The organism is Joostella sp. (assembly GCF_048266025.1).
In the GTDB taxonomy this organism is placed as follows: Bacteria; Bacteroidota; Bacteroidia; order Flavobacteriales; family Flavobacteriaceae; genus Galbibacter; species Galbibacter atrarenae.
The window spans coordinates 168,142-185,564 of the sequence record NZ_JBLXAF010000006.1 but is presented as its reverse complement, the minus strand read 5'-3'; the positions used below and the strand labels follow the sequence as shown (position 1 = coordinate 185,564).

The following is a 17,423-nucleotide window of genomic DNA, read 5'->3' as shown; positions in this document are numbered from 1 at the left end:
CATGAAAAAAGCACATTCCCTGAAAGCGTTTAAAAAGAGTTACTATATCTTTTTTGTCTTTGCAATGATTACTGTTGGTATAAATGCTCAAGAAACAGAAAATGAAAACACAACAGAAGAAACAGAAGATGTTTATAATGAAGAAGAAGAGTCCGAAGAATTTAAAAAGCATAAACTAGCAATATTTACAGGATATAGCTGGATTCCTCAAGGAGAAAATAATGAAACTGGCGACAGAGAAACTCTTTTTGTCCCTTCTATTGGTTTCTCTTATGAATATTGGTTCTCAGAAAAATGGGGAATAGGAACTTATGATGATGTCGAAATTATTAAATATAAAATTGACCGTGAAGGGGAAGAAGATCTTGAACGTGAAAATGCATTTGCACTAACAGTTGGAGTTGTAAGGGAGATTTTACCTCTCTGGACATTTGTTCTTGGTGGTGGTGTAGATATTGATAAAAATGAAACCCTTCCTATTTTACACTTGGCTACCGAGTATGTAATTCTAGAAAAAAATAACAACGAGCTTTCTGTCAGCCTATCTTATAATTTTAAAGAATATTACGATACGTTCTCTATAGGCTTCGTATACGGTAAGAAATTTTAATCATAAAAATTAACAATTAAATTATTTAATCATGCTAAGATCTCTTACAAAAAACTGGTGGGCACTCGCTCTAAAAGGAATAATTCTAATCATTTTTTCTGTTCTAATTTTTATGAATCCTGCTGTCACTGCCACCGGTTTGGCATTATGGATAGCCTTTTTAATGATTGCTGATGGGGTATTTACAATTATTGCAGCTATTGCAAGTTGGAAAGAAATAGAAGATAAATGGCTTATTCTATTGGAAGGAGCTGTAAGTCTAATTTTAGGTATCATTCTTTTAAATATGCCTCAGCTTACGTTATTGATTGTTGGCTTCACCATCGCTTTCTGGTTCATCTTTGGAGGTGTTAGTAGAATTGCCATGGGAATCCAAGTGCGTAAAGAAATTAAAGGGGAAGGTTGGATCATCCTTGGAGGTGTTTTAGCCGTTATTTTCGGACTTATTATACTTTCAGCACCAATAATAGGAGTTACTTATGTAATGTGGATTATGGCATTTTCAGCACTTCTCATTGGTATTGTATCTATAATTGTTGCTTTCAAATTAAAAAAAGGAGACAAATGGCTGAAAGAGAATCTTGAAGAAATTCAAGGATAAACTTAAATCTAATTTTAATTCTAATTATAAAAATGAAAAAGAGAAACATTTCACTAAAACTGGCATCCCTTTTCATAACAATTTTAATGATTAGTTGTTCTGATGATGGACCAGATTATGTAGACGAACTAGATGTTGTCTATACAAATTACGATTCTAGCTTTGATTTTAGTACTACCACAACGTATGCGCTTCCAGATAGAGTTATAGAAGTTACTGGAGAAAATATAGGTGATACTGATTTTGATGAAGATGTAGATTATGTAGATCCTGTTTATGGGGATCCAATATTAGCAGGTATAAAAGAAAATATGGATGCCTTTGGATGGCAAGAAGTAGACGAAAGTAGCAATCCAGATGTAATTATATTACCTACTGCTATGGATACCGTAAATCTATATTACTATTACGATTGGGGTTATTGGGGTTGGTATTACCCAGGCTGGGGTCCAGGTTGGGGTTGGTATTATCCTGGTTACTACCCTCCTATTATTAGCGGATATCGCTCAGGGACAATTCTTTTACAAATGACGTATCCTAGTGGTATTGGTGTAAACGATAATATTCCAGTGCTATGGACAGGTGCTATAAATGGACTTTTAGAAGGAAGTACTTCTTCTATTCAGACTAGAATAGAGAACACCGTAGACCAAGTGTTTAAACAATCGCAATACTTAAATAAATAAAAAACGATGAAAAATATTTTTCCTATTATAGCTTTTATCAGTTTTATATCATATTCTGTACAAGCGCAAAACATACAATTAAAATCTATCACAGAGTTTAATTATTCTATTGGAGTTCCTACAGGTAATTTAAGCGATTTTATTTCGGAGGTGAGTCCAAGAGGTTTCTCTATAGCTTACAAAAGAGCTGTAGCACCCAACCTTTACTTAGGAGGTGAATTTGGGTTTAATGATTTTTATGAAGACTTTCCTTATGATACTTATACCGAAGGAACTGCTTCTATAACAGGATATCAAACAAGATATAATACCTCTATGCCTATTTTACTGGCTGCAGATTATATCTTTCAAGATAATGCAAAATTCAAACCCTATCTTGGACTTGGTATCGGAACCATTTATAATTTAAGAGAAATTGACTTAGGACTCTTTGAAAGTAGTGTAGATACTTGGTTCTTTACAATCAAACCAGAAGCAGGTATTATTTTTAATATCAATTCTTATACTGGTATCAAAGTAGGTGCTAAATACTACCAAACATTCGATACTAAAGATATCGATGCCTATTCTTACTTTAGTTTCGATATTGGTTTTGTCTTAATGCATTTCTAATATAAAATAATAGTGAGCACCAATGCTCATCAATAGAAAAAAGCGCGTAACACCTAAATGTTATGCGCTTTTTAAAACAACCTAACCAATAATATAAATCTAAATCTTTATTTTGAATGGGTTTGTATCTTCTTTTTCATAGCGATTGTTTCCCCTTTTTTCTTTTACACAAGATAATAAATGTTTAACAAAAAACAAATATTGTTAAACAAAATTATATGTTAAATATTATAATGTGATTATCCGCTGTCATCTTGTCATTATAATTCAATTGGTATTTTTTTTGACTACTAGAAAATAGAAATTAATACTAATAAAAAAATTACATATATGACAACTGGAAATATCAACGTATCTGTTGAAAACATTTTTCCGCTGATAAAGAAGTTCTTATACAGCGATCATGAAATCTTTTTAAGAGAACTTATCTCCAATGCTACCGATGCTACTTTAAAGTTAAAACATCTTACCAATATTGGGGAAGCTCCGGGTGTAGAATATGGAAATCCTGTTATTGAAGTTAAGATCGATAAAGAGGGTAAAAAACTACATATTATCGACCAAGGATTGGGGATGACGGCAGAAGAAGTACAAAAGTACATCAATGAAGTAGCCTTTTCTGGTGCTGAAGAGTTTTTAGACAAATACAAAGATTCTGCTAAAGACAGTGGTATTATTGGTCATTTTGGTCTAGGATTCTATTCTGCTTTTATGGTTGCAGATACTGTAGACATCATTACAAAGTCTTATAAAGATGAGCCTGCTGCACATTGGACTTGCGACGGTTCTCCAAAGTACTCTCTAGAAGAAGCTGACAAAAAAGAAAGAGGAACAGAAATTATTCTTCATATTAATGACGACTCTCTTGAGTTTTTAGAGGAAGGAAAAATAAACGAACTTTTAACGAAGTACAATAAATTCATGCCAGTGCCTATTAAATTTGGTACGCGTGAAGAAACAAATACTGTTGGAGAAGGCGACGATGCTAAAGAAGAGAAAACTACAGTAGACAACATTATTAACAACCCGAACCCAGCTTGGACAAAGCAACCGGCAGATCTTAAAGATGAAGAATACAATAGCTTCTACCGCGAGCTATATCCTATGCAGTTTGAGGAGCCTCTTTTCCATATCCATCTAAATGTAGATTATCCGTTTAACCTTACAGGAATTTTATATTTCCCTAAGCTTTCTAACGATATGACCATGCAGAAGGATAAAATTCAGCTGTACCAAAACCAAGTATTCGTTACAGATAATGTAGAAGGTATTGTTCCTGAGTTTTTAACGATGCTTAAAGGGGTAATCGATTCTCCAGATATTCCATTAAACGTTTCTCGTTCTTACCTTCAGGCGGACGGAAATGTGAAGAAAATATCTAGTTATATCACCAGAAAAGTAGCTGATAAATTAAAATCACTATTTAACGAAAACCGTGAGGACTTCGAGAAAAAATGGGATGATATCAAAATCGTTATTGAATACGGAATGCTTTCAGAAGATAAATTCTTTGAAAAAGCAGATAAGTTTGCATTATACCCAACTGTAGGTGGAACTTATTATACTTTTGAAGAACTTCAAGAGAAAATAAAAGATAACCAAACAGATAAAGACAATAAGCTTGTTGTACTGTATGCTAGCAATAAAGACGCACAGCACACGTATATCAACGAAGCTAAAGAACTTGGGTATGAAGTATTGCTATTAGATTCTCCTATTGTTTCGCATTTAATTCAGAAATTAGAAACTTCTAAAGAGAACCTTTCTTTTGTACGTGTAGATTCAGATTCTATTGCTAACCTTATTAAGAAAGATGAAGAGAAAATCTCTAAGCTTTCTGAGGAGCAACAAGAAACTCTTAAAACTGCTTTAGATGCAGTAATTCCAAAAGAGAAGTTTACAGTACAATTAGAAGCTTTAGATAGCAAAGCATCTCCATTCAGTATCACGCAACCAGAATTTATGCGTCGTATGAAAGAAATGAGCGCTACTGGTGGTGGCGGTATGTTCGGAATGGGTAATATGCCAGAAATGTACAACTTGGTGGTAAATACCAACCACAGTCTTGTAAACGAAATATTAACTACAGAGGCTAAAGAGACTCAAGAGCGACTTATTAAGCAATCTTTAGACTTGGCGAGATTATCGCAAGGGCTACTTAAAGGTGAAGAGCTTACTAATTTTGTGAAACGTAGTTACGAAATGATTAAATAAGTTATTTCAACACATAAACTAAAGCTGTATAGAGATTAAATCTATACAGCTTTTTTTATGATACTATCCTAAACTAGCTATCAAATACAGAAGCACTTATATAAACTAGGGGCGCTCCAATATCATGCTCAAAACAAGTAAGCAAATGCATAATGCTCTCCTATTTTATATAAATACATCATTTTTTGTTATCTTTTTGCTAGCGCTACGTCTTATTAGTTAAGATTAAAAAACCAATTATAAATCGAGATATTAACCTATCTTAAAAATCAAAAACAATTCATGAAATATCGTTTATTAATCCTTATTGCATGTGTATCATTTTCACTAACAAATTGTAAAGACACATCAGAAAAAGAAAAAACTCCAGCAGTTGTAGATACTGTACTAAAACCTCAATCTTGGATTGATGAAAGAGTAGAGAAAGCTTCAGAACGTTTACATAAAAGTGAAGCTGGTAAAATTGTTTGGAATGCGATGGAAGCCCACGGCGGACTAAAAAAATGGTACAGCAATGGAGCCCTTTCTTTTCATTTTGATTACAAACCTTTGGATGATAAAACACGTCGAAATACCAACCAAACGGTAGATATATGGAGTAATAAATCTCGTCACCAACATGTTACAGATGCCACTCAAGAGTACGGATGGACTGGAGAGAAAGCTTGGAAAAAGGTAAAAGATTCTACTGTTTTTCCATACGATATGCGTTTTTGGGCATTAACTCCTTACTATTTCCTAGGGCAACCTTTTATTTTTGATGGTGAGGGAGTAAACCTAGAAAAACTAGCAGATACTCAATATAAAGATAAGCCTTATAATACTATAAAAGTAACTTTTGATCCAGGTACAGGCGATGCTCCAGATGATTACTATATTCTTTACTTCGGAAAGAAAGACCATAAGTTGGCGGTAATTCGTTACATCGTTTCGTATCCAGAATACTTTAAAGATGGCGGACATAATCCTGAGAAATTAATGGAAGTTCAAGGTACTACCGTTGTAGATGGCATTGAGCTTGCTACTGGTTACCACACACATTGGCTTACTGAAGATGAGAAAGCTGGAGAATACATTACTGAGATTACTGTAGATAATATTAAGTTTGATAAAACTGTAAAGAACAGCTATTTTGAAGTTCCTGAAGGAGCAGAAATAATAAAATAATCTATTGTTTGCTTTTAGACTCAACTGAGTTTTATAAAGCAATGACCAGAATTATAAGCATAAAAAAATCCGTCGTGTATTTACATGACGGATTTTTTTATGAATTATATATAAACTCTTAAGCTTCTTGAGCTTCAGCTTCTACTTCCTCCTCTTCTGTTTCCATAACAGAATTCTTAACCTCAATAAATTTCTTTACACTGTCCAAATCATCTTCTTCACCAGAAAAATAAGGAAATACATCCATAATTGGAGATTCAGAAATCATTGGGATCGTATAATCTCCCATCGTATCTTTCATCACTCCTACCGTATTATCGTACGCCTCTTTTACATCATTTGCTTGTACCAGCAAATACATATTTGTTTTGCGCTCCTTCCCACTTTCTTCATCATAGGCAACCAAAGCTACCTTCGATTTAAACCAGCGATCAGAGTTTTCAAAAGGGTGAATCTCTGCGTAGTTCGCTACTTTTATATTGGTAATCTTAAACTCTTCACTAATATAAGCAGACATCTCCTCGTTAATTCTAGACTCCGCCTCTGTATAAGAAACAGCATCTACCAAATAAGGTTCTGTAACTACTTTCTGAACACCAGTGTCGTTTGTTTTTCTATATTTTACTTTGCATTCGTACCAAGTTGCACTCATAATTTTATTTTTTAAAGGGTGCCAAATATAACCGTTACCAAAGAATCTGTTTGCCAATTTCCAAAATAGATATTCACAATTTAAAATTCAGATGTATATCTCCCTTATTTTAAAATAGTTGCTTAAATTTGATATATTAAAAAACAATAAACCTCCCTCCTATACTGCCGCTTTTAACCACAAAGTAAAATAGGTAAATTACCTTTAAAGCAACTAGTCTAAACCACGTACATAGCGTATGGACTAAAACTTAATTTTAATTTGATAATCATACTATAGAAAAGTATTTCTTAATATCTAAAAGCGAAATCACTATGAGCGAAATCAGAAAAAACAATGCTGTTAATTTTTACAGAACAGCTTATGAGGGCAATCCTAAGAAAGCAGTAGAATTGTATGTTGGAGCGGAGTATATACAACACAATCCTGCTGTGGCAAATGGAGAAAAGGGGTTTATTGAATATTTTGAAAGGATGCAAAAAGAGTATCCCGATAAGAGTATAACCTTTGTACGGGTAATTGCCGAGGGTGATTTGGTTGCCTTACATACGCATCAAGTATGGCCAGGAAATGATCAATATGTTACGATGGATTTCTTTAGGTTTGATGAGCACGATAAAATTGTAGAACATTGGGATGCCATTCAGCAAATACCACTAACTTCGGCAAATAAAAATAAAATGTACTAGAGATTTTTATATATTGGGCTTCTCTGATATTTACAAAATCGCTGGCTATGCCTACTTTTAAAAAGGGATTTTTTTAAAGTGACTTATCAGAATTACATACCATGTATCTCCTTAAAATAGTGGTACATACCTAACAGCTAAGAAATAACTATAAATTATGGCTCCCAATAAGAAACCATCTATAAAGTCAAAGCTCCACCCTCGTAATAAGAATCGAGAAAATTACGATTTGGCGGCTTTGGTAGCTTGCACGCCAGCATTGGCGGCACATATAAAGCTAAATAAGTCTGATGAGCCTTCTATAAACTTTGCCAATCCTGCGGCGGTAAAACTTTTAAATAAAGGCTTACTGCATCATTATTACGGAATTGAGCATTGGGATTTTCCAGACAATAACCTCTGTCCGCCCATCCCTGGGAGAGCCGATTATTTACATTATATAGCAGATTTATTAGCAGAAAACAATGCTGGGAAGCTTCCTAAAGGGAGTAAAATTACCTGTTTAGATGTGGGTATTGGTGCCAATACCATCTACCCTATTCTTGGGGTGGCTATTTACGATTGGAACTTTATAGGTTCGGATATTGATGCAGCTGCTATTGCTTCAGCAGAAAAAATTATAGCCGCCAATCCTTCACTTAAAGATAAAATTGAATGTAGGTTACAAAAAGATAAGCATGCTATTTTTAAAGGAATTATAGGCGCAAAAGAAGCTGTAGATATAACCATTTGCAATCCCCCATTTCATGCTTCCAAAGAAGATGCTATAAAAGGAACGATGCGGAAGGTTAAGAATCTATCAGGAAAAAAAGATAAGCACCCTACGCTTAATTTTTCTGGCGTTAGTAATGAGTTGATTTATGAAGGTGGTGAGTCTCAGTTTATAAACAATATGATTTCCGATAGTAAGAAAATGGATAAGAATTGCTTTTGGTTTACAACATTAGTTTCCAAGGAATCTAATTTAAAAGGGATTTATAAACACCTTAAAAAAGTAGAAGCTACTACCATAAAAACCATCCCAATGGGCACTGGAAATAAATCCACACGCATTGTAGCATGGACGTTTTTAAACAAGCAAGAGCAACAGAATTGGATAAAAAACAGGTGGAAATAAAAACCGTTGCCTTCACTGTTAACGCCCATATAAAAGGAGCTCCCTGTTGGTGATAGCTTCCAAAAAACAACTAACTTTTTAGTACCTTCGTTACTATGAATACAATAGAAATTAGAACCGTAGATGTGGTTCAATACATAAAACCCTTACGAGAGGGCGGCTCACTTCCTGCCATTGTAAAGGCAGACGATGGCTATCTTTATGTGCTTAAATTTAGAGGTGCTGGGCAAGGTAAAAAGGCGCTTATAGCAGAACTTATAGGCGGAGAATTGGCACGAGCAATCGGATTAAAAGTACCAGAGTTGGTATTTATGAATTTAGACGATTCTTTTAGTAAAACGGAACCCGATGAAGAGATTCAAGACCTTTTAAAATTTAGTGTAGGTTTAAATTTAGGCTTGCATTTTTTATCTACCGCCATTACCTACGATCCGCTTGTTCCTGTTGGAGACGCCACTACGGCTTCTAAAGTCGTATTGCTAGACAGTATAATTAGTAATATTGACAGAACGCCAAAAAATACAAACCTCCTAAATTGGAATAAAGAATTATGGCTTATAGACCACGGTGCTAGTTTGTATTTTCATCATAATTGGCAACATTGGGAAGGGCATCTCTCCAGAACATTCCCTCTTATAAAAGACCATGTACTTTTGGAACGTGCCAGTAATTTAACGCAAGCAGCACAAGAAATAAAACAGTTAGTAACTCCAGAAAAAATTTCTGAAATTGTAAATACCATCCCAGAAGAATGGCTTATAACGGAAGGAGATGCACTCACCCCACAAGAAATGAGAAGTGCATATATGGAGTTTTTAAACACGCGACTTTCTAAGATTGATATACTTGTTAAAGAGGCAGAAGATGCAAAATAAGAATAAATTTGAATATGCAATTATTAGGTTGGTACCTAAAGTAGAACGAGAGGAATTCTTTAATATAGGAGTGATACTTTTCTCGAAAGGGAAGAAATTTCTTGGTGTGAAATACCATATCGATGAGCATAAATTAAAGGCTTTTACTGATGAATTAACTATAGATTTTTTAGAAGATTATTTAAGCTCATGGACACATATCTGCAAAGGGGAAGCCTCTGGTGGCGCCATTGGGAAGTTAGAACTCTCAGATAGATTCCGCTGGTTAGCAGCCTCCAGAAGCACCATTATACAAAGCTCCAAAACACACCCCGGTTTATGTGAAGACCCCGAGGAAGCATTAAAAGATATATTTGAAAAATACGTTTTATAATTCCCCATAGAAAAAGCCTCTTTTATAGAATAAAAATTACTTCTGAAATTTATAATGTACTGGATATGTATTTATTATAGATTTTAATCTCTATATTTAGAAAAATAACCCATAAATATAGAGCCATGAGAAATGTGATTACCACAAAGCTTAGTAATGCTGACGAATCAAAAATCAACTCGCTAGTAGACCAATTAGAAAAACTAATTAACGGAAAACTAACAGCATTAACAGAAGATGAGCGTATAAAATACGGATCTATAAACGAGCAGAATAAGCTACTGGTTAATAAGGTATTCGATTTTAATAAACGTTCACCAGAACTAAGCACCAAAGATGTAGATTGGATAGAGTTTAAAAAAGATTTTGAGTCCCGAAGCTTTTTAGAAAACACACTAGAACGTATAAAGAGTGTAGCCTACCAAATGGAAAGTACAAAAACACTGCATGATTACGACAACTACCAAGATGCGCTGCTAGATTATAGCCACGCACAATACAAAAAAGGCGCAGGTGCAAATGGGTACACAGAGAAAGTAGCAGATTTAAAGCAATTCTTTCCGAGAACAAGAAAAAAACAAGAAGACGAGAACGAATCTTAAACCTTTAGTTGCTAGCATATAACGATTAGCCTCCATCCCTAAAAATTTAGGTTTGGAGGCTAATTCTTTTAGGTTGCGTACCTAAACGTTTAGGTACGCAACCTAAAGTTTTGAGTCCGCCCTATATATCTTTAGGTGAGTTATAGCAGCGTTTAGCTAAACTATAGATGTCTTTAGGTTCCCAATAGAAGTCATTGGGTTATTTACTGTCCCGTTTCGGTCTTTTAATGATGTGTTTAGGTGAAAAATAGATGTTTTTAAGCCCAACGATTAAAATTTTGACCTCCGTCATTAAAACTTTCATCAAATCACTTAAAGTTTTATTCATCCTCGCTAAAGTTATGAGTGTCGCACTCATAATTTCCCCCCTTTTAATTAAAATTATCATTAAAGAACCTAAACGGGACACCTTTTGACCTAAACGGATGTATTTTTCTGTTAAAGTCTCTTTTATAGGGATAATGTGAAGTTGTGAGATTGCAAATTTGCGAAACTGTGAAACTGTGAATTTGCTTGATTGTGATTTATGTTTAAGACTTCTACTTTAATTTTCTGTATATATCTAATAGACTTCCTTTTTTAAGTTTTAATAATAGGTGGGTTCTTTAGAAGCTTTCGTTTAATTCTCTAAACATTTGAATTGTATCAATGTGCCGTACACTAAACTGATTACAAACTTCAGGTATTTTTATTCTGTTTTTTCTTTCAGGTTGGCTTTTTTCATATGTAACAATAGTCCAATTATTACTCATAGCGAAAGCAATAAGCCAAGGGTCAGCCAAATCAGTTTCAAGAAACTCCTGAATGGCATTTGATGTAAAATGATGTGACATTGAATTAGTCCAATTTATAATCGCAATATAATTTTGAAGGACAGTATCTGTATTAACAAAAAAATCTTCAGGCAAATTAGAATCACACCAAATTTTAAGCTCATCTTCGTGCGAAGAATTGTCGTAAATTTCTTTTTTTACTTTATCAATACTTACAATTGTTCCGTTTTGAGATAACGCATTAATTTTTAACCAAAAACTTTGAACAACATCAAGAGGATAAATTGAACGATGGGCTTGTATAAAGAAGTTTGAATCTACAATGTACTTACTCATACTTGATATAGGTATTCATTAATAAACTTCTCGTATGTATTACCTTTTAAATTTGTTAATTTATATGCGTCTCTATATAAAAGGTTGTTTTCATTTACTGCACTATTTACATAACTAGCAAACCTTAAACTAATTCTCTTTTTAGCAGTAGCGTAAAAATTACCTCCAGAACTTTGGTTTTCTTTTTTGTTTTTAAATTCCTCAATATAATTGTTGTAAAAATCAAAAAAAGTAGATTTAGATATTAAGTTTAAATCTAATGCTCTTCTAGCAATCACAATTGGACTAACTTTAAAAACTCTACTTAAATATTTTATGTTTTGACTACTATTCCACTTTTCTTTAAAGAAAACTTCAGGAACTAAAAACTCAGCTGCAACTTTATCACATAACAATTCTGTCGGGTCATCAGCTGGAAGCATTTGTTTATTATCAAATCCAGCACTTTCTCCTAACCAAATATGAGCTATTTCATGTATTAAAGTAAACATCTGAGCTGCTTTTGCATCTCCTGAATTTATAAATAAAAAAGGTGCTTTATTATTTACTAAAACAAAACCTCTACATTCTTCAACTAAAATTTTTCTCCTAGTATTGTTTCCTACAATTCCATTAAAATTGATAATTATTCCAATCTCTTCAATCTGTATTGTCAAATAATCTAAAGCCTGCTCCCAATTACCAAGTTTACTAGCCCAGTTAACAGGTAGTTTTAATGTGTTCCTAATATCATTCGCAATCTCTTTATAATCAGAATTATCATTGTATTTCCCAACAAAATCCAAATCGGGATACTCACTTTCTTGTAAATAGTTTGTTAACCAATTTTGTCTATCCTTTATTATTTGAATAGTGTGGTAAACATTTAAAGAAACATTATCTCTAGGTGATGCCCCAGTTCTAAAAAAAGGTATAGGAATTTCTTCTTTTGGTGGCTCAGCCATAAACATATATCCAAAAGGAACGTGGACCTTATGAGTGAAGTTTTCTAATTGTTTTATAGTAGGCTTTTTATTTCCTTCTATCCAATCTAAAACATCAGGATTATCCGCATAAAATTCTTCAAGGTTATTACCTGCTCTAGTAATTGCCCAGTTTATAATATCAGAATTTATATTTTCAATCCTAGTTGCCATTAAGCAAATATAATTTATTATTTATTACTAACTATTTTTATCTTTAGTCGATTGATTTTCATATTACATACAATATGAATGCTTTCACTAAATCATTAAATTGAATTATCCTTTTTAGAGATATAAAAAAGGATATATACAAAGTAATAGGAGTAATTTACTAATCAGCAAAAACTGCATACCGCTTATAGCTTACCGCCTACCCTATCATCTCTTCTTTTCTACTAAACAAGATAATTAGCACCCTTAATTTGTTTATTTTTATTTCGTCTAAAGAAAAAAGCATTTCATGAAGATTATCTCCACTAACATAGCAAAGCCAACAACATTCATTTGGAATGGTAAAGAAGAGACTACGGGTATTTACAAAAAGCCTGTTGATACTCCTATTTACTTATCTAAAAATGAGGTATTAGAAGATGAGGTCTCCAACCGTGTGTATCATGGTGGCTATTATAAAGCTTGTTATATGTTTTCTGCAGAACAATATCCGTATTGGAAAAACATATATCCAGATTTGGAGTGGACATGGGGAATGTTTGGAGAGAACCTTACTGTTTCTAACTTCGATGAGCGCAAGGTACATTTGGGAGCCATTTATAAAGTAGGCGAAGCCGCTGTACAGGTTTCTCAATCGCGAGAGCCTTGTTATAAGTTTGGCTATAAATTTGGGACTCAGAAAGTACTCAAACAGTTTATAGAACACGGCTTTGGAGGTACTTACTTAAGCATTTTAGAGGAAGGCCATGTGGCCAACAATGACGAGTTTGTTTTAGTAGAACAACCAGAAAACAGCTTAACGGTTGCTCAGTTATTTGAGTTGCTATGGGCAAAAGAAAAGAACCAAGAGTTATTAAAGATAGCCGCAAATAGTAAAGCCCTTCCGCCAAAAAAGAGAATGTTTTTTAGTAAGTATATTAAAGAATAGGTTATAGATTTTCCAAACAATCCTACTGACAAAGAATATAATCTATATATTTATAGCTGCCATAATACAAGCATATGGCATCCATTTATATGAAGACAACTATTACATGCCACCCATACTCACACTTAAAGGTAGAATTAAATGAGTTAGAAAGTATTATTGTAGAAAGGGGTGCATTAATATTTTCTGATGGAGATTATAAATTGATAACAAAATCAGAAGCAAAAACGTTCAACAATTGGATAGGGATAGCTTTTGGAGGAAAGAGCATTATTTACAACCAGTATAATGCAAAGGAAAAAATGGAAATGCTATTCTCCCCTAATCAGAATGCAGAAATATTTGAAGTTGAAATCACCAATCAGAAATCAGTAATCATTTCTCCTGATGCTCATTTTGCTAGAACTAATAAAATTGAATTAAAGATAATTAAGCAAAATTGGAGGGCTGTTGCTCATGATGGTTTAAAAATGAAGGCATCTGGAGAAGGGCAATTATTTTTAATTGGATATGGAGAAATTATAAACAAAAAATTAAGCCCCGAGAAGGAATATTTAATAGATGAAGATTATTTAGTAGCATATGATAGCCACTTAAATATTAAACGTGTTTCCCGTGGATTAAAAGAACTTGTGAGCAGTGGAGAGGGCTTCTTATATTCAATAAAAGGAGATGGAGAAATCTGGCTTCAGACTAGAGACAAAGATGAGATGTCTTCAAGTGGAGGAATAATTAATCGTATTCTAAGCTTCTTTTACTAATTCTATGTAACTTTCTTAGGAGGATATAAGTAATTATCTTTACGCAAACTAGATTTAATGCAACTCATAAGACTTAAAAATACTACTGATAATTATTTTTCTGAAGCGTGGGAAATATATCAAGAAGCCTTTCCCTTTGATGAACGGAGGTTGCTTGCCGTTCAAACCCAAGTGATGAAAAACCCTGCTTATCATTTTGATATAGTAATGGAGGAGCAACAATTAATAGGGATTATTTTATGGTGGGATTTTGATGCTTATAGATATATAGATCATTTCGCTACGGCAACAGCTCATAGAAATAAAGGATATGGCAAACTAATATTAGAGAAATTTAAAAGCGATAATAAGAAGTCAATTCTCTTAGAGGTAGAATTACCAGACACTGCAATTAACAAGCGAAGAATAAAATTCTATGAGCGCTTAGGCTTTAAATTAAATATGCACCATTATAAAGCACCCGCTTTGAGTGCGCAACAATCTCCATTAGAATTCCTATTGATGTCCTACCCCAACGCAATCTCCTCTGATGATGTGGCTCAGTTTGTAGCGGAATGCCACCCTATTATTTTTGGAAAATAAAAAGCTAGAAACTAGTCGCTTTAAAAGACAGTATACATTGTAGTTACAATAACTCCCTTATACCCTTCTGAAGTGAGAGATAGCAGTTGCTTTTCTTCTTGTACTTTAAAATTAAATGGAGGAGCTAATAAATTCAATCCGCTGTTCTTTTTCAACCTGATTCCTTGTCCAGATATAATGTCCTTATTAGGAGTAAACGCTTGTTCTGGGAGGTGTTCTGTTAGGATAATATATTTAAAGTTAACCAACTTAGGCACGATACTTTGTATTTCTGCATTCGATAAATGTTGCAATACTTGTCGCACTAAAACACAATCTCCAGCTGGCATATTATCTTTAGCGATATCTAAACAATGGAATTCTAAATTGCTATCCTTAAACTTTTCTTTATTGCGAGCAATAAGAGTTGCCACAATATCTACAGCGATATACTTTTGGGTATGTGCCACCAATTCTTTACCCACATTAAAATCTCCACAGCCTAAATCGCAAACTACCAAAGGCTTTTTAAAAGAAGTAAGAAACGAAGTAACCGTTTCTATATACGGGTTTACAATCTCCGGATCATGAGACCCGAAACCTGAGTAGAAATCAGATTTATTATCGCCCCAGAGTTTCATTGCATACACCTGCTCCATAGCGTCTTTTGTTGGCCATGGTTTCTTTATTTTTTTTGCACCGCTATTATTATCCTTCATAAACCTGCTTACTATTAAAACAAACCTACAAATTATATGGAATAGTGTTATTAAAATTGAATAAATACAATAGTAGACCATAGCTATAAAACTATTATTGATCTGCTCTTCTTTGTCTGCAAGACCCTAACTAAATGTTATTGACAGAAATACGCTATATTAGTACTTTGAATATAAGTTCCCTACTTGTTGAGGTTACAATACTTAACAACACAAATATTATATTAAAGAATAAGTAAATCCTTTTTGTAGAGTAACGTTAATAATCAATCATTCAATAAAATAAAATATTAGGATATATATTTGATTTTACTGAAAACGTATTGATTTATACTTCAGTAATAGATAAATACTAAATGAAAGAATACTTTCTTCTTCAATTTAAAATGCTAAATAGAAAGGTAATTGAGTACGGATTTCCCCTTTTACTCGGCTATACTCTTATTCCCATACTATTTGTTTTACTGTCTGAATATTTGTTTTCAAAAACAGAATACGCTGTCTATTTTTATGGACTATTCATGTTATTTTATACTTCCAAGTTATCGGAATCTCAAAGAAATGATTTCTTAAAATCTATTTATAATAAGAGGGACTACCTAAAATTAAGAATCGTAGAGAACATAATTTGCTCCGTACCATTCATACTGTTTTTAGTTTATAAACAATTATACTTAGCAGCTCTTATCCTTTGCATTATAAATACAATCATTGGCTTAGTTCCTTTAAACATGAGTTTTAACTACACCATTCCAACGCCTTTTAGCAAAAGGCCTTTTGAGTTTGTAGTAGGCTTTAGAAACACTTTCTTTATATTCCCTATTGCATACCTATTAAATTATATCGCGATAAGAGAAGGTAATTTTAATCTTGGTGTTTTTTCAATATTTATTATTGCATTTGTTTGTTTCTACTTCTACTCTAAAATAGAAAACGAATACTATGTGTGGAATTTCAATTTAAATCCACATGAGTTTTTAAAAGAAAAGATTAAAACTTGTTTGTTATATTTTACCATTTTATGCATTCCTATTGTATTACCATTGTCGTTTTTCTTTTTTAATGAAATAGACATTCTTTTTATTAAGCTATTGCTATCTAGCTACAATCATATTAGCTAAATACTCTGCATTCCCTAATAATATGAATTTATCACAGGGGATACTTTTTGCGGTTAGCTTTATCTTTCCTCCTTTATTATTTATAACCATTCCCCTATTTTATTCACAATCTGTAAAACGATTAAACACTATTTTAAAATGATTAAAGTCAACAATTTATCTAAGTTTTACGGAAAGAAACAGGTTCTTAACGCGATAAATTTAGAATTTGAAAAGGGAAAAGTATATGGAATCGTTGGAGAAAATGGAGCAGGAAAAACAACTCTTTTTAGATGTATTTCTAGACTTGAAAGTTATGATGGGACAATATCTTCTGATTTCAAGCCTTTAAAAAATCACTTAGGATTACTATTAACGGAGCCCTATTTTTTTTCAAAAATCACAGGAAAAGAATACATACAACTTCTAGCTAATACAAGGCAAGTAAAGTTACAAGACATCGAAGAGAAAAATATATTCGATTTACCTTTACATCAATATGCCTCTACTTATTCTACGGGAATGAAAAAGAAGTTAGCACTAACCGCCATTCTATTACAAAAAAATGATGTCTTTATTCTTGACGAGCCTTTTAACGGAGTAGATATTCAAAGTAATCTAATTATCAGAGGACTTATTATTAAGCTTAAAAATTTAGGGAAGACTATTATTATTTCTTCTCATATATTTTCAACTTTAGCTGATACATGTAATGAAATCTATCTCATGAAAATGGGACAAATTATAAGAAAAGTTGAGAAGGAAGATTTTAGTAGTCTCGAAGAAGAGATGAAGAAGTTTACAGTTGGGAATAAAATTGACAAACTAAGTTTATAAAGAATATTTAGGATTACTACTACATTCGCTCTCAATAGATCAAGCCTGTATAATTTTAATAACTGCGACACTTT

Annotated in this window: 19 protein-coding genes; 15 read left to right on the top strand and 4 right to left on the bottom strand. The window is 33.0% G+C overall.

Features of this window, described 5'->3' with window-relative positions:
- Position 1: 1 nt before the first annotated feature.
- The 6 genes from ACN0TY_RS11925 to ACN0TY_RS11900 all read left to right on the top strand — a co-directional run bounded on the left by ACN0TY_RS11925 (position 2) and on the right by ACN0TY_RS11900 (position 5,890).
- Positions 2-610 carry a hypothetical protein gene (locus ACN0TY_RS11925; RefSeq protein ID WP_417444686.1) on the top strand — a complete coding sequence of 203 codons (609 nt, stop codon included), beginning with the start codon at positions 2-4 and terminating at the stop codon, positions 608-610.
- Between the two features lie 31 nt (positions 611-641).
- The gene (locus tag ACN0TY_RS11920) at positions 642-1,211 is read left to right on the top strand and encodes an HdeD family acid-resistance protein (RefSeq protein ID WP_417444685.1); all 570 of its coding nucleotides are present in this window, start codon (positions 642-644) and stop codon (positions 1,209-1,211) included.
- Positions 1,212-1,243: 32 nt separating this feature from the next.
- Positions 1,244-1,897 carry a DUF4136 domain-containing protein gene (locus ACN0TY_RS11915; RefSeq protein ID WP_417444684.1) on the top strand — a complete coding sequence of 218 codons (654 nt, stop codon included), beginning with the start codon at positions 1,244-1,246 and terminating at the stop codon, positions 1,895-1,897.
- Between the two features lie 6 nt (positions 1,898-1,903).
- A complete protein-coding gene (locus ACN0TY_RS11910; protein WP_236959936.1) occupies positions 1,904-2,509 on the top strand; it encodes a hypothetical protein in 606 nt (201 codons plus the stop codon).
- A 330-nt stretch (positions 2,510-2,839) separates the two neighbouring features.
- Positions 2,840-4,723: a molecular chaperone HtpG gene (gene htpG / locus ACN0TY_RS11905; RefSeq protein ID WP_417444683.1), complete on the top strand. Its 1,884-nt coding sequence runs from the start codon at positions 2,840-2,842 to the stop codon at positions 4,721-4,723.
- 282 nt (positions 4,724-5,005) lie between these two features.
- The gene (locus ACN0TY_RS11900) at positions 5,006-5,890 is read left to right on the top strand and encodes a hypothetical protein (protein ID WP_417444682.1); all 885 of its coding nucleotides are present in this window, start codon (positions 5,006-5,008) and stop codon (positions 5,888-5,890) included.
- A gap of 118 nt (positions 5,891-6,008) precedes the next feature.
- Here the strand turns inward: ACN0TY_RS11900 and ACN0TY_RS11895 are convergent, their stop codons facing one another.
- The gene (locus tag ACN0TY_RS11895; RefSeq protein WP_236959939.1) at positions 6,009-6,542 is read right to left on the bottom strand and encodes a DUF4494 domain-containing protein; all 534 of its coding nucleotides are present in this window, start codon (positions 6,540-6,542) and stop codon (positions 6,009-6,011) included.
- A 314-nt stretch (positions 6,543-6,856) separates the two neighbouring features.
- Here ACN0TY_RS11895 and ACN0TY_RS11890 point away from each other — a divergent pair, with 314 nt between their 5' ends.
- The 5 genes from ACN0TY_RS11890 to ACN0TY_RS11870 all read left to right on the top strand — a co-directional run bounded on the left by ACN0TY_RS11890 (position 6,857) and on the right by ACN0TY_RS11870 (position 10,198).
- Entirely contained in the window at positions 6,857-7,231 is a 375-nt protein-coding gene (locus tag ACN0TY_RS11890) for an ester cyclase (protein ID WP_236959940.1), read from the top strand.
- 157 nt (positions 7,232-7,388) lie between these two features.
- Positions 7,389-8,348: a 23S rRNA (adenine(1618)-N(6))-methyltransferase RlmF gene (gene rlmF, locus ACN0TY_RS11885; RefSeq protein ID WP_417444681.1), complete on the top strand. Its 960-nt coding sequence runs from the start codon at positions 7,389-7,391 to the stop codon at positions 8,346-8,348.
- Positions 8,349-8,443: 95 nt separating this feature from the next.
- Complete coding sequence (locus tag ACN0TY_RS11880) at positions 8,444-9,223, top strand: HipA family kinase (RefSeq protein WP_236959942.1); 780 nt, start codon at positions 8,444-8,446, stop codon at positions 9,221-9,223.
- Positions 9,213-9,596 (top strand): DUF3037 domain-containing protein, encoded by a 384-nt coding sequence (locus ACN0TY_RS11875; protein WP_417444680.1) that lies wholly within the window; start codon positions 9,213-9,215, stop codon positions 9,594-9,596. The genes ACN0TY_RS11880 and ACN0TY_RS11875 overlap by 11 nt, the downstream gene beginning before the upstream one ends.
- Before the next feature lie 125 nt (positions 9,597-9,721).
- Entirely contained in the window at positions 9,722-10,198 is a 477-nt protein-coding gene (locus ACN0TY_RS11870; protein WP_236959944.1) for a hypothetical protein, read from the top strand.
- 605 nt (positions 10,199-10,803) lie between these two features.
- On the opposite strand, the gene ACN0TY_RS11865 is transcribed toward ACN0TY_RS11870, so the two are convergent.
- Both ACN0TY_RS11865 and ACN0TY_RS11860 read right to left on the bottom strand, forming a co-directional pair.
- Positions 10,804-11,307, bottom strand: coding sequence for a DUF4411 family protein (locus tag ACN0TY_RS11865; protein WP_417444679.1), 504 nt, complete (start codon positions 11,305-11,307; stop codon positions 10,804-10,806).
- The gene (locus tag ACN0TY_RS11860) at positions 11,304-12,443 is read right to left on the bottom strand and encodes an ImmA/IrrE family metallo-endopeptidase (RefSeq protein ID WP_417444678.1); all 1,140 of its coding nucleotides are present in this window, start codon (positions 12,441-12,443) and stop codon (positions 11,304-11,306) included. Before ACN0TY_RS11860 ends, ACN0TY_RS11865 begins: the two co-directional genes overlap by 4 nt.
- Before the next feature lie 289 nt (positions 12,444-12,732).
- On the opposite strand from ACN0TY_RS11860, the gene ACN0TY_RS11855 reads away from it, so the two are divergent.
- The 3 genes from ACN0TY_RS11855 to ACN0TY_RS11845 all read left to right on the top strand — a co-directional run bounded on the left by ACN0TY_RS11855 (position 12,733) and on the right by ACN0TY_RS11845 (position 14,714).
- Positions 12,733-13,371: an MOSC domain-containing protein gene (locus tag ACN0TY_RS11855; protein WP_417444677.1), complete on the top strand. Its 639-nt coding sequence runs from the start codon at positions 12,733-12,735 to the stop codon at positions 13,369-13,371.
- A gap of 74 nt (positions 13,372-13,445) precedes the next feature.
- Positions 13,446-14,132, top strand: a complete 687-nt coding sequence (locus ACN0TY_RS11850; RefSeq protein ID WP_417444676.1) for an AIM24 family protein — start codon at positions 13,446-13,448, stop codon at positions 14,130-14,132.
- 57 nt (positions 14,133-14,189) lie between these two features.
- The gene (locus ACN0TY_RS11845; protein WP_417444675.1) at positions 14,190-14,714 is read left to right on the top strand and encodes a GNAT family N-acetyltransferase; all 525 of its coding nucleotides are present in this window, start codon (positions 14,190-14,192) and stop codon (positions 14,712-14,714) included.
- A 20-nt stretch (positions 14,715-14,734) separates the two neighbouring features.
- Here ACN0TY_RS11845 and ACN0TY_RS11840 read toward each other — a convergent pair whose 3' ends face one another.
- The gene (locus ACN0TY_RS11840; RefSeq protein ID WP_417444674.1) at positions 14,735-15,412 is read right to left on the bottom strand and encodes a class I SAM-dependent methyltransferase; all 678 of its coding nucleotides are present in this window, start codon (positions 15,410-15,412) and stop codon (positions 14,735-14,737) included.
- Positions 15,413-16,671: 1,259 nt separating this feature from the next.
- Between ACN0TY_RS11840 and ACN0TY_RS11835 the strand changes: the two genes are divergently transcribed.
- Positions 16,672-17,349 (top strand): ATP-binding cassette domain-containing protein, encoded by a 678-nt coding sequence (locus ACN0TY_RS11835; protein WP_417444673.1) that lies wholly within the window; start codon positions 16,672-16,674, stop codon positions 17,347-17,349.
- The last annotated feature ends 74 nt before the right edge of the window (positions 17,350-17,423 follow it).

Coding starts and splice junctions, on each gene's coding strand:
- ACN0TY_RS11925 (WP_417444686.1), top strand. CDS start 2: ATGAAAAAAGCACATTCCCTGAAAGCGTTTAAAAAGAGTTACTATATC.
- ACN0TY_RS11920 (WP_417444685.1), top strand. CDS start 642: ATGCTAAGATCTCTTACAAAAAACTGGTGGGCACTCGCTCTAAAAGGA.
- ACN0TY_RS11915 (WP_417444684.1), top strand. CDS start 1,244: ATGAAAAAGAGAAACATTTCACTAAAACTGGCATCCCTTTTCATAACA.
- ACN0TY_RS11910 (WP_236959936.1), top strand. CDS start 1,904: ATGAAAAATATTTTTCCTATTATAGCTTTTATCAGTTTTATATCATAT.
- htpG (WP_417444683.1), top strand. CDS start 2,840: ATGACAACTGGAAATATCAACGTATCTGTTGAAAACATTTTTCCGCTG.
- ACN0TY_RS11900 (WP_417444682.1), top strand. CDS start 5,006: ATGAAATATCGTTTATTAATCCTTATTGCATGTGTATCATTTTCACTA.
- ACN0TY_RS11895 (WP_236959939.1), bottom strand. CDS start 6,542: ATGAGTGCAACTTGGTACGAATGCAAAGTAAAATATAGAAAAACAAAC.
- ACN0TY_RS11890 (WP_236959940.1), top strand. CDS start 6,857: ATGAGCGAAATCAGAAAAAACAATGCTGTTAATTTTTACAGAACAGCT.
- rlmF (WP_417444681.1), top strand. CDS start 7,389: ATGGCTCCCAATAAGAAACCATCTATAAAGTCAAAGCTCCACCCTCGT.
- ACN0TY_RS11880 (WP_236959942.1), top strand. CDS start 8,444: ATGAATACAATAGAAATTAGAACCGTAGATGTGGTTCAATACATAAAA.
- ACN0TY_RS11875 (WP_417444680.1), top strand. CDS start 9,213: ATGCAAAATAAGAATAAATTTGAATATGCAATTATTAGGTTGGTACCT.
- ACN0TY_RS11870 (WP_236959944.1), top strand. CDS start 9,722: ATGAGAAATGTGATTACCACAAAGCTTAGTAATGCTGACGAATCAAAA.
- ACN0TY_RS11865 (WP_417444679.1), bottom strand. CDS start 11,307: ATGAGTAAGTACATTGTAGATTCAAACTTCTTTATACAAGCCCATCGT.
- ACN0TY_RS11860 (WP_417444678.1), bottom strand. CDS start 12,443: ATGGCAACTAGGATTGAAAATATAAATTCTGATATTATAAACTGGGCA.
- ACN0TY_RS11855 (WP_417444677.1), top strand. CDS start 12,733: ATGAAGATTATCTCCACTAACATAGCAAAGCCAACAACATTCATTTGG.
- ACN0TY_RS11850 (WP_417444676.1), top strand. CDS start 13,446: ATGGCATCCATTTATATGAAGACAACTATTACATGCCACCCATACTCA.
- ACN0TY_RS11845 (WP_417444675.1), top strand. CDS start 14,190: ATGCAACTCATAAGACTTAAAAATACTACTGATAATTATTTTTCTGAA.
- ACN0TY_RS11840 (WP_417444674.1), bottom strand. CDS start 15,412: ATGAAGGATAATAATAGCGGTGCAAAAAAAATAAAGAAACCATGGCCA.
- ACN0TY_RS11835 (WP_417444673.1), top strand. CDS start 16,672: ATGATTAAAGTCAACAATTTATCTAAGTTTTACGGAAAGAAACAGGTT.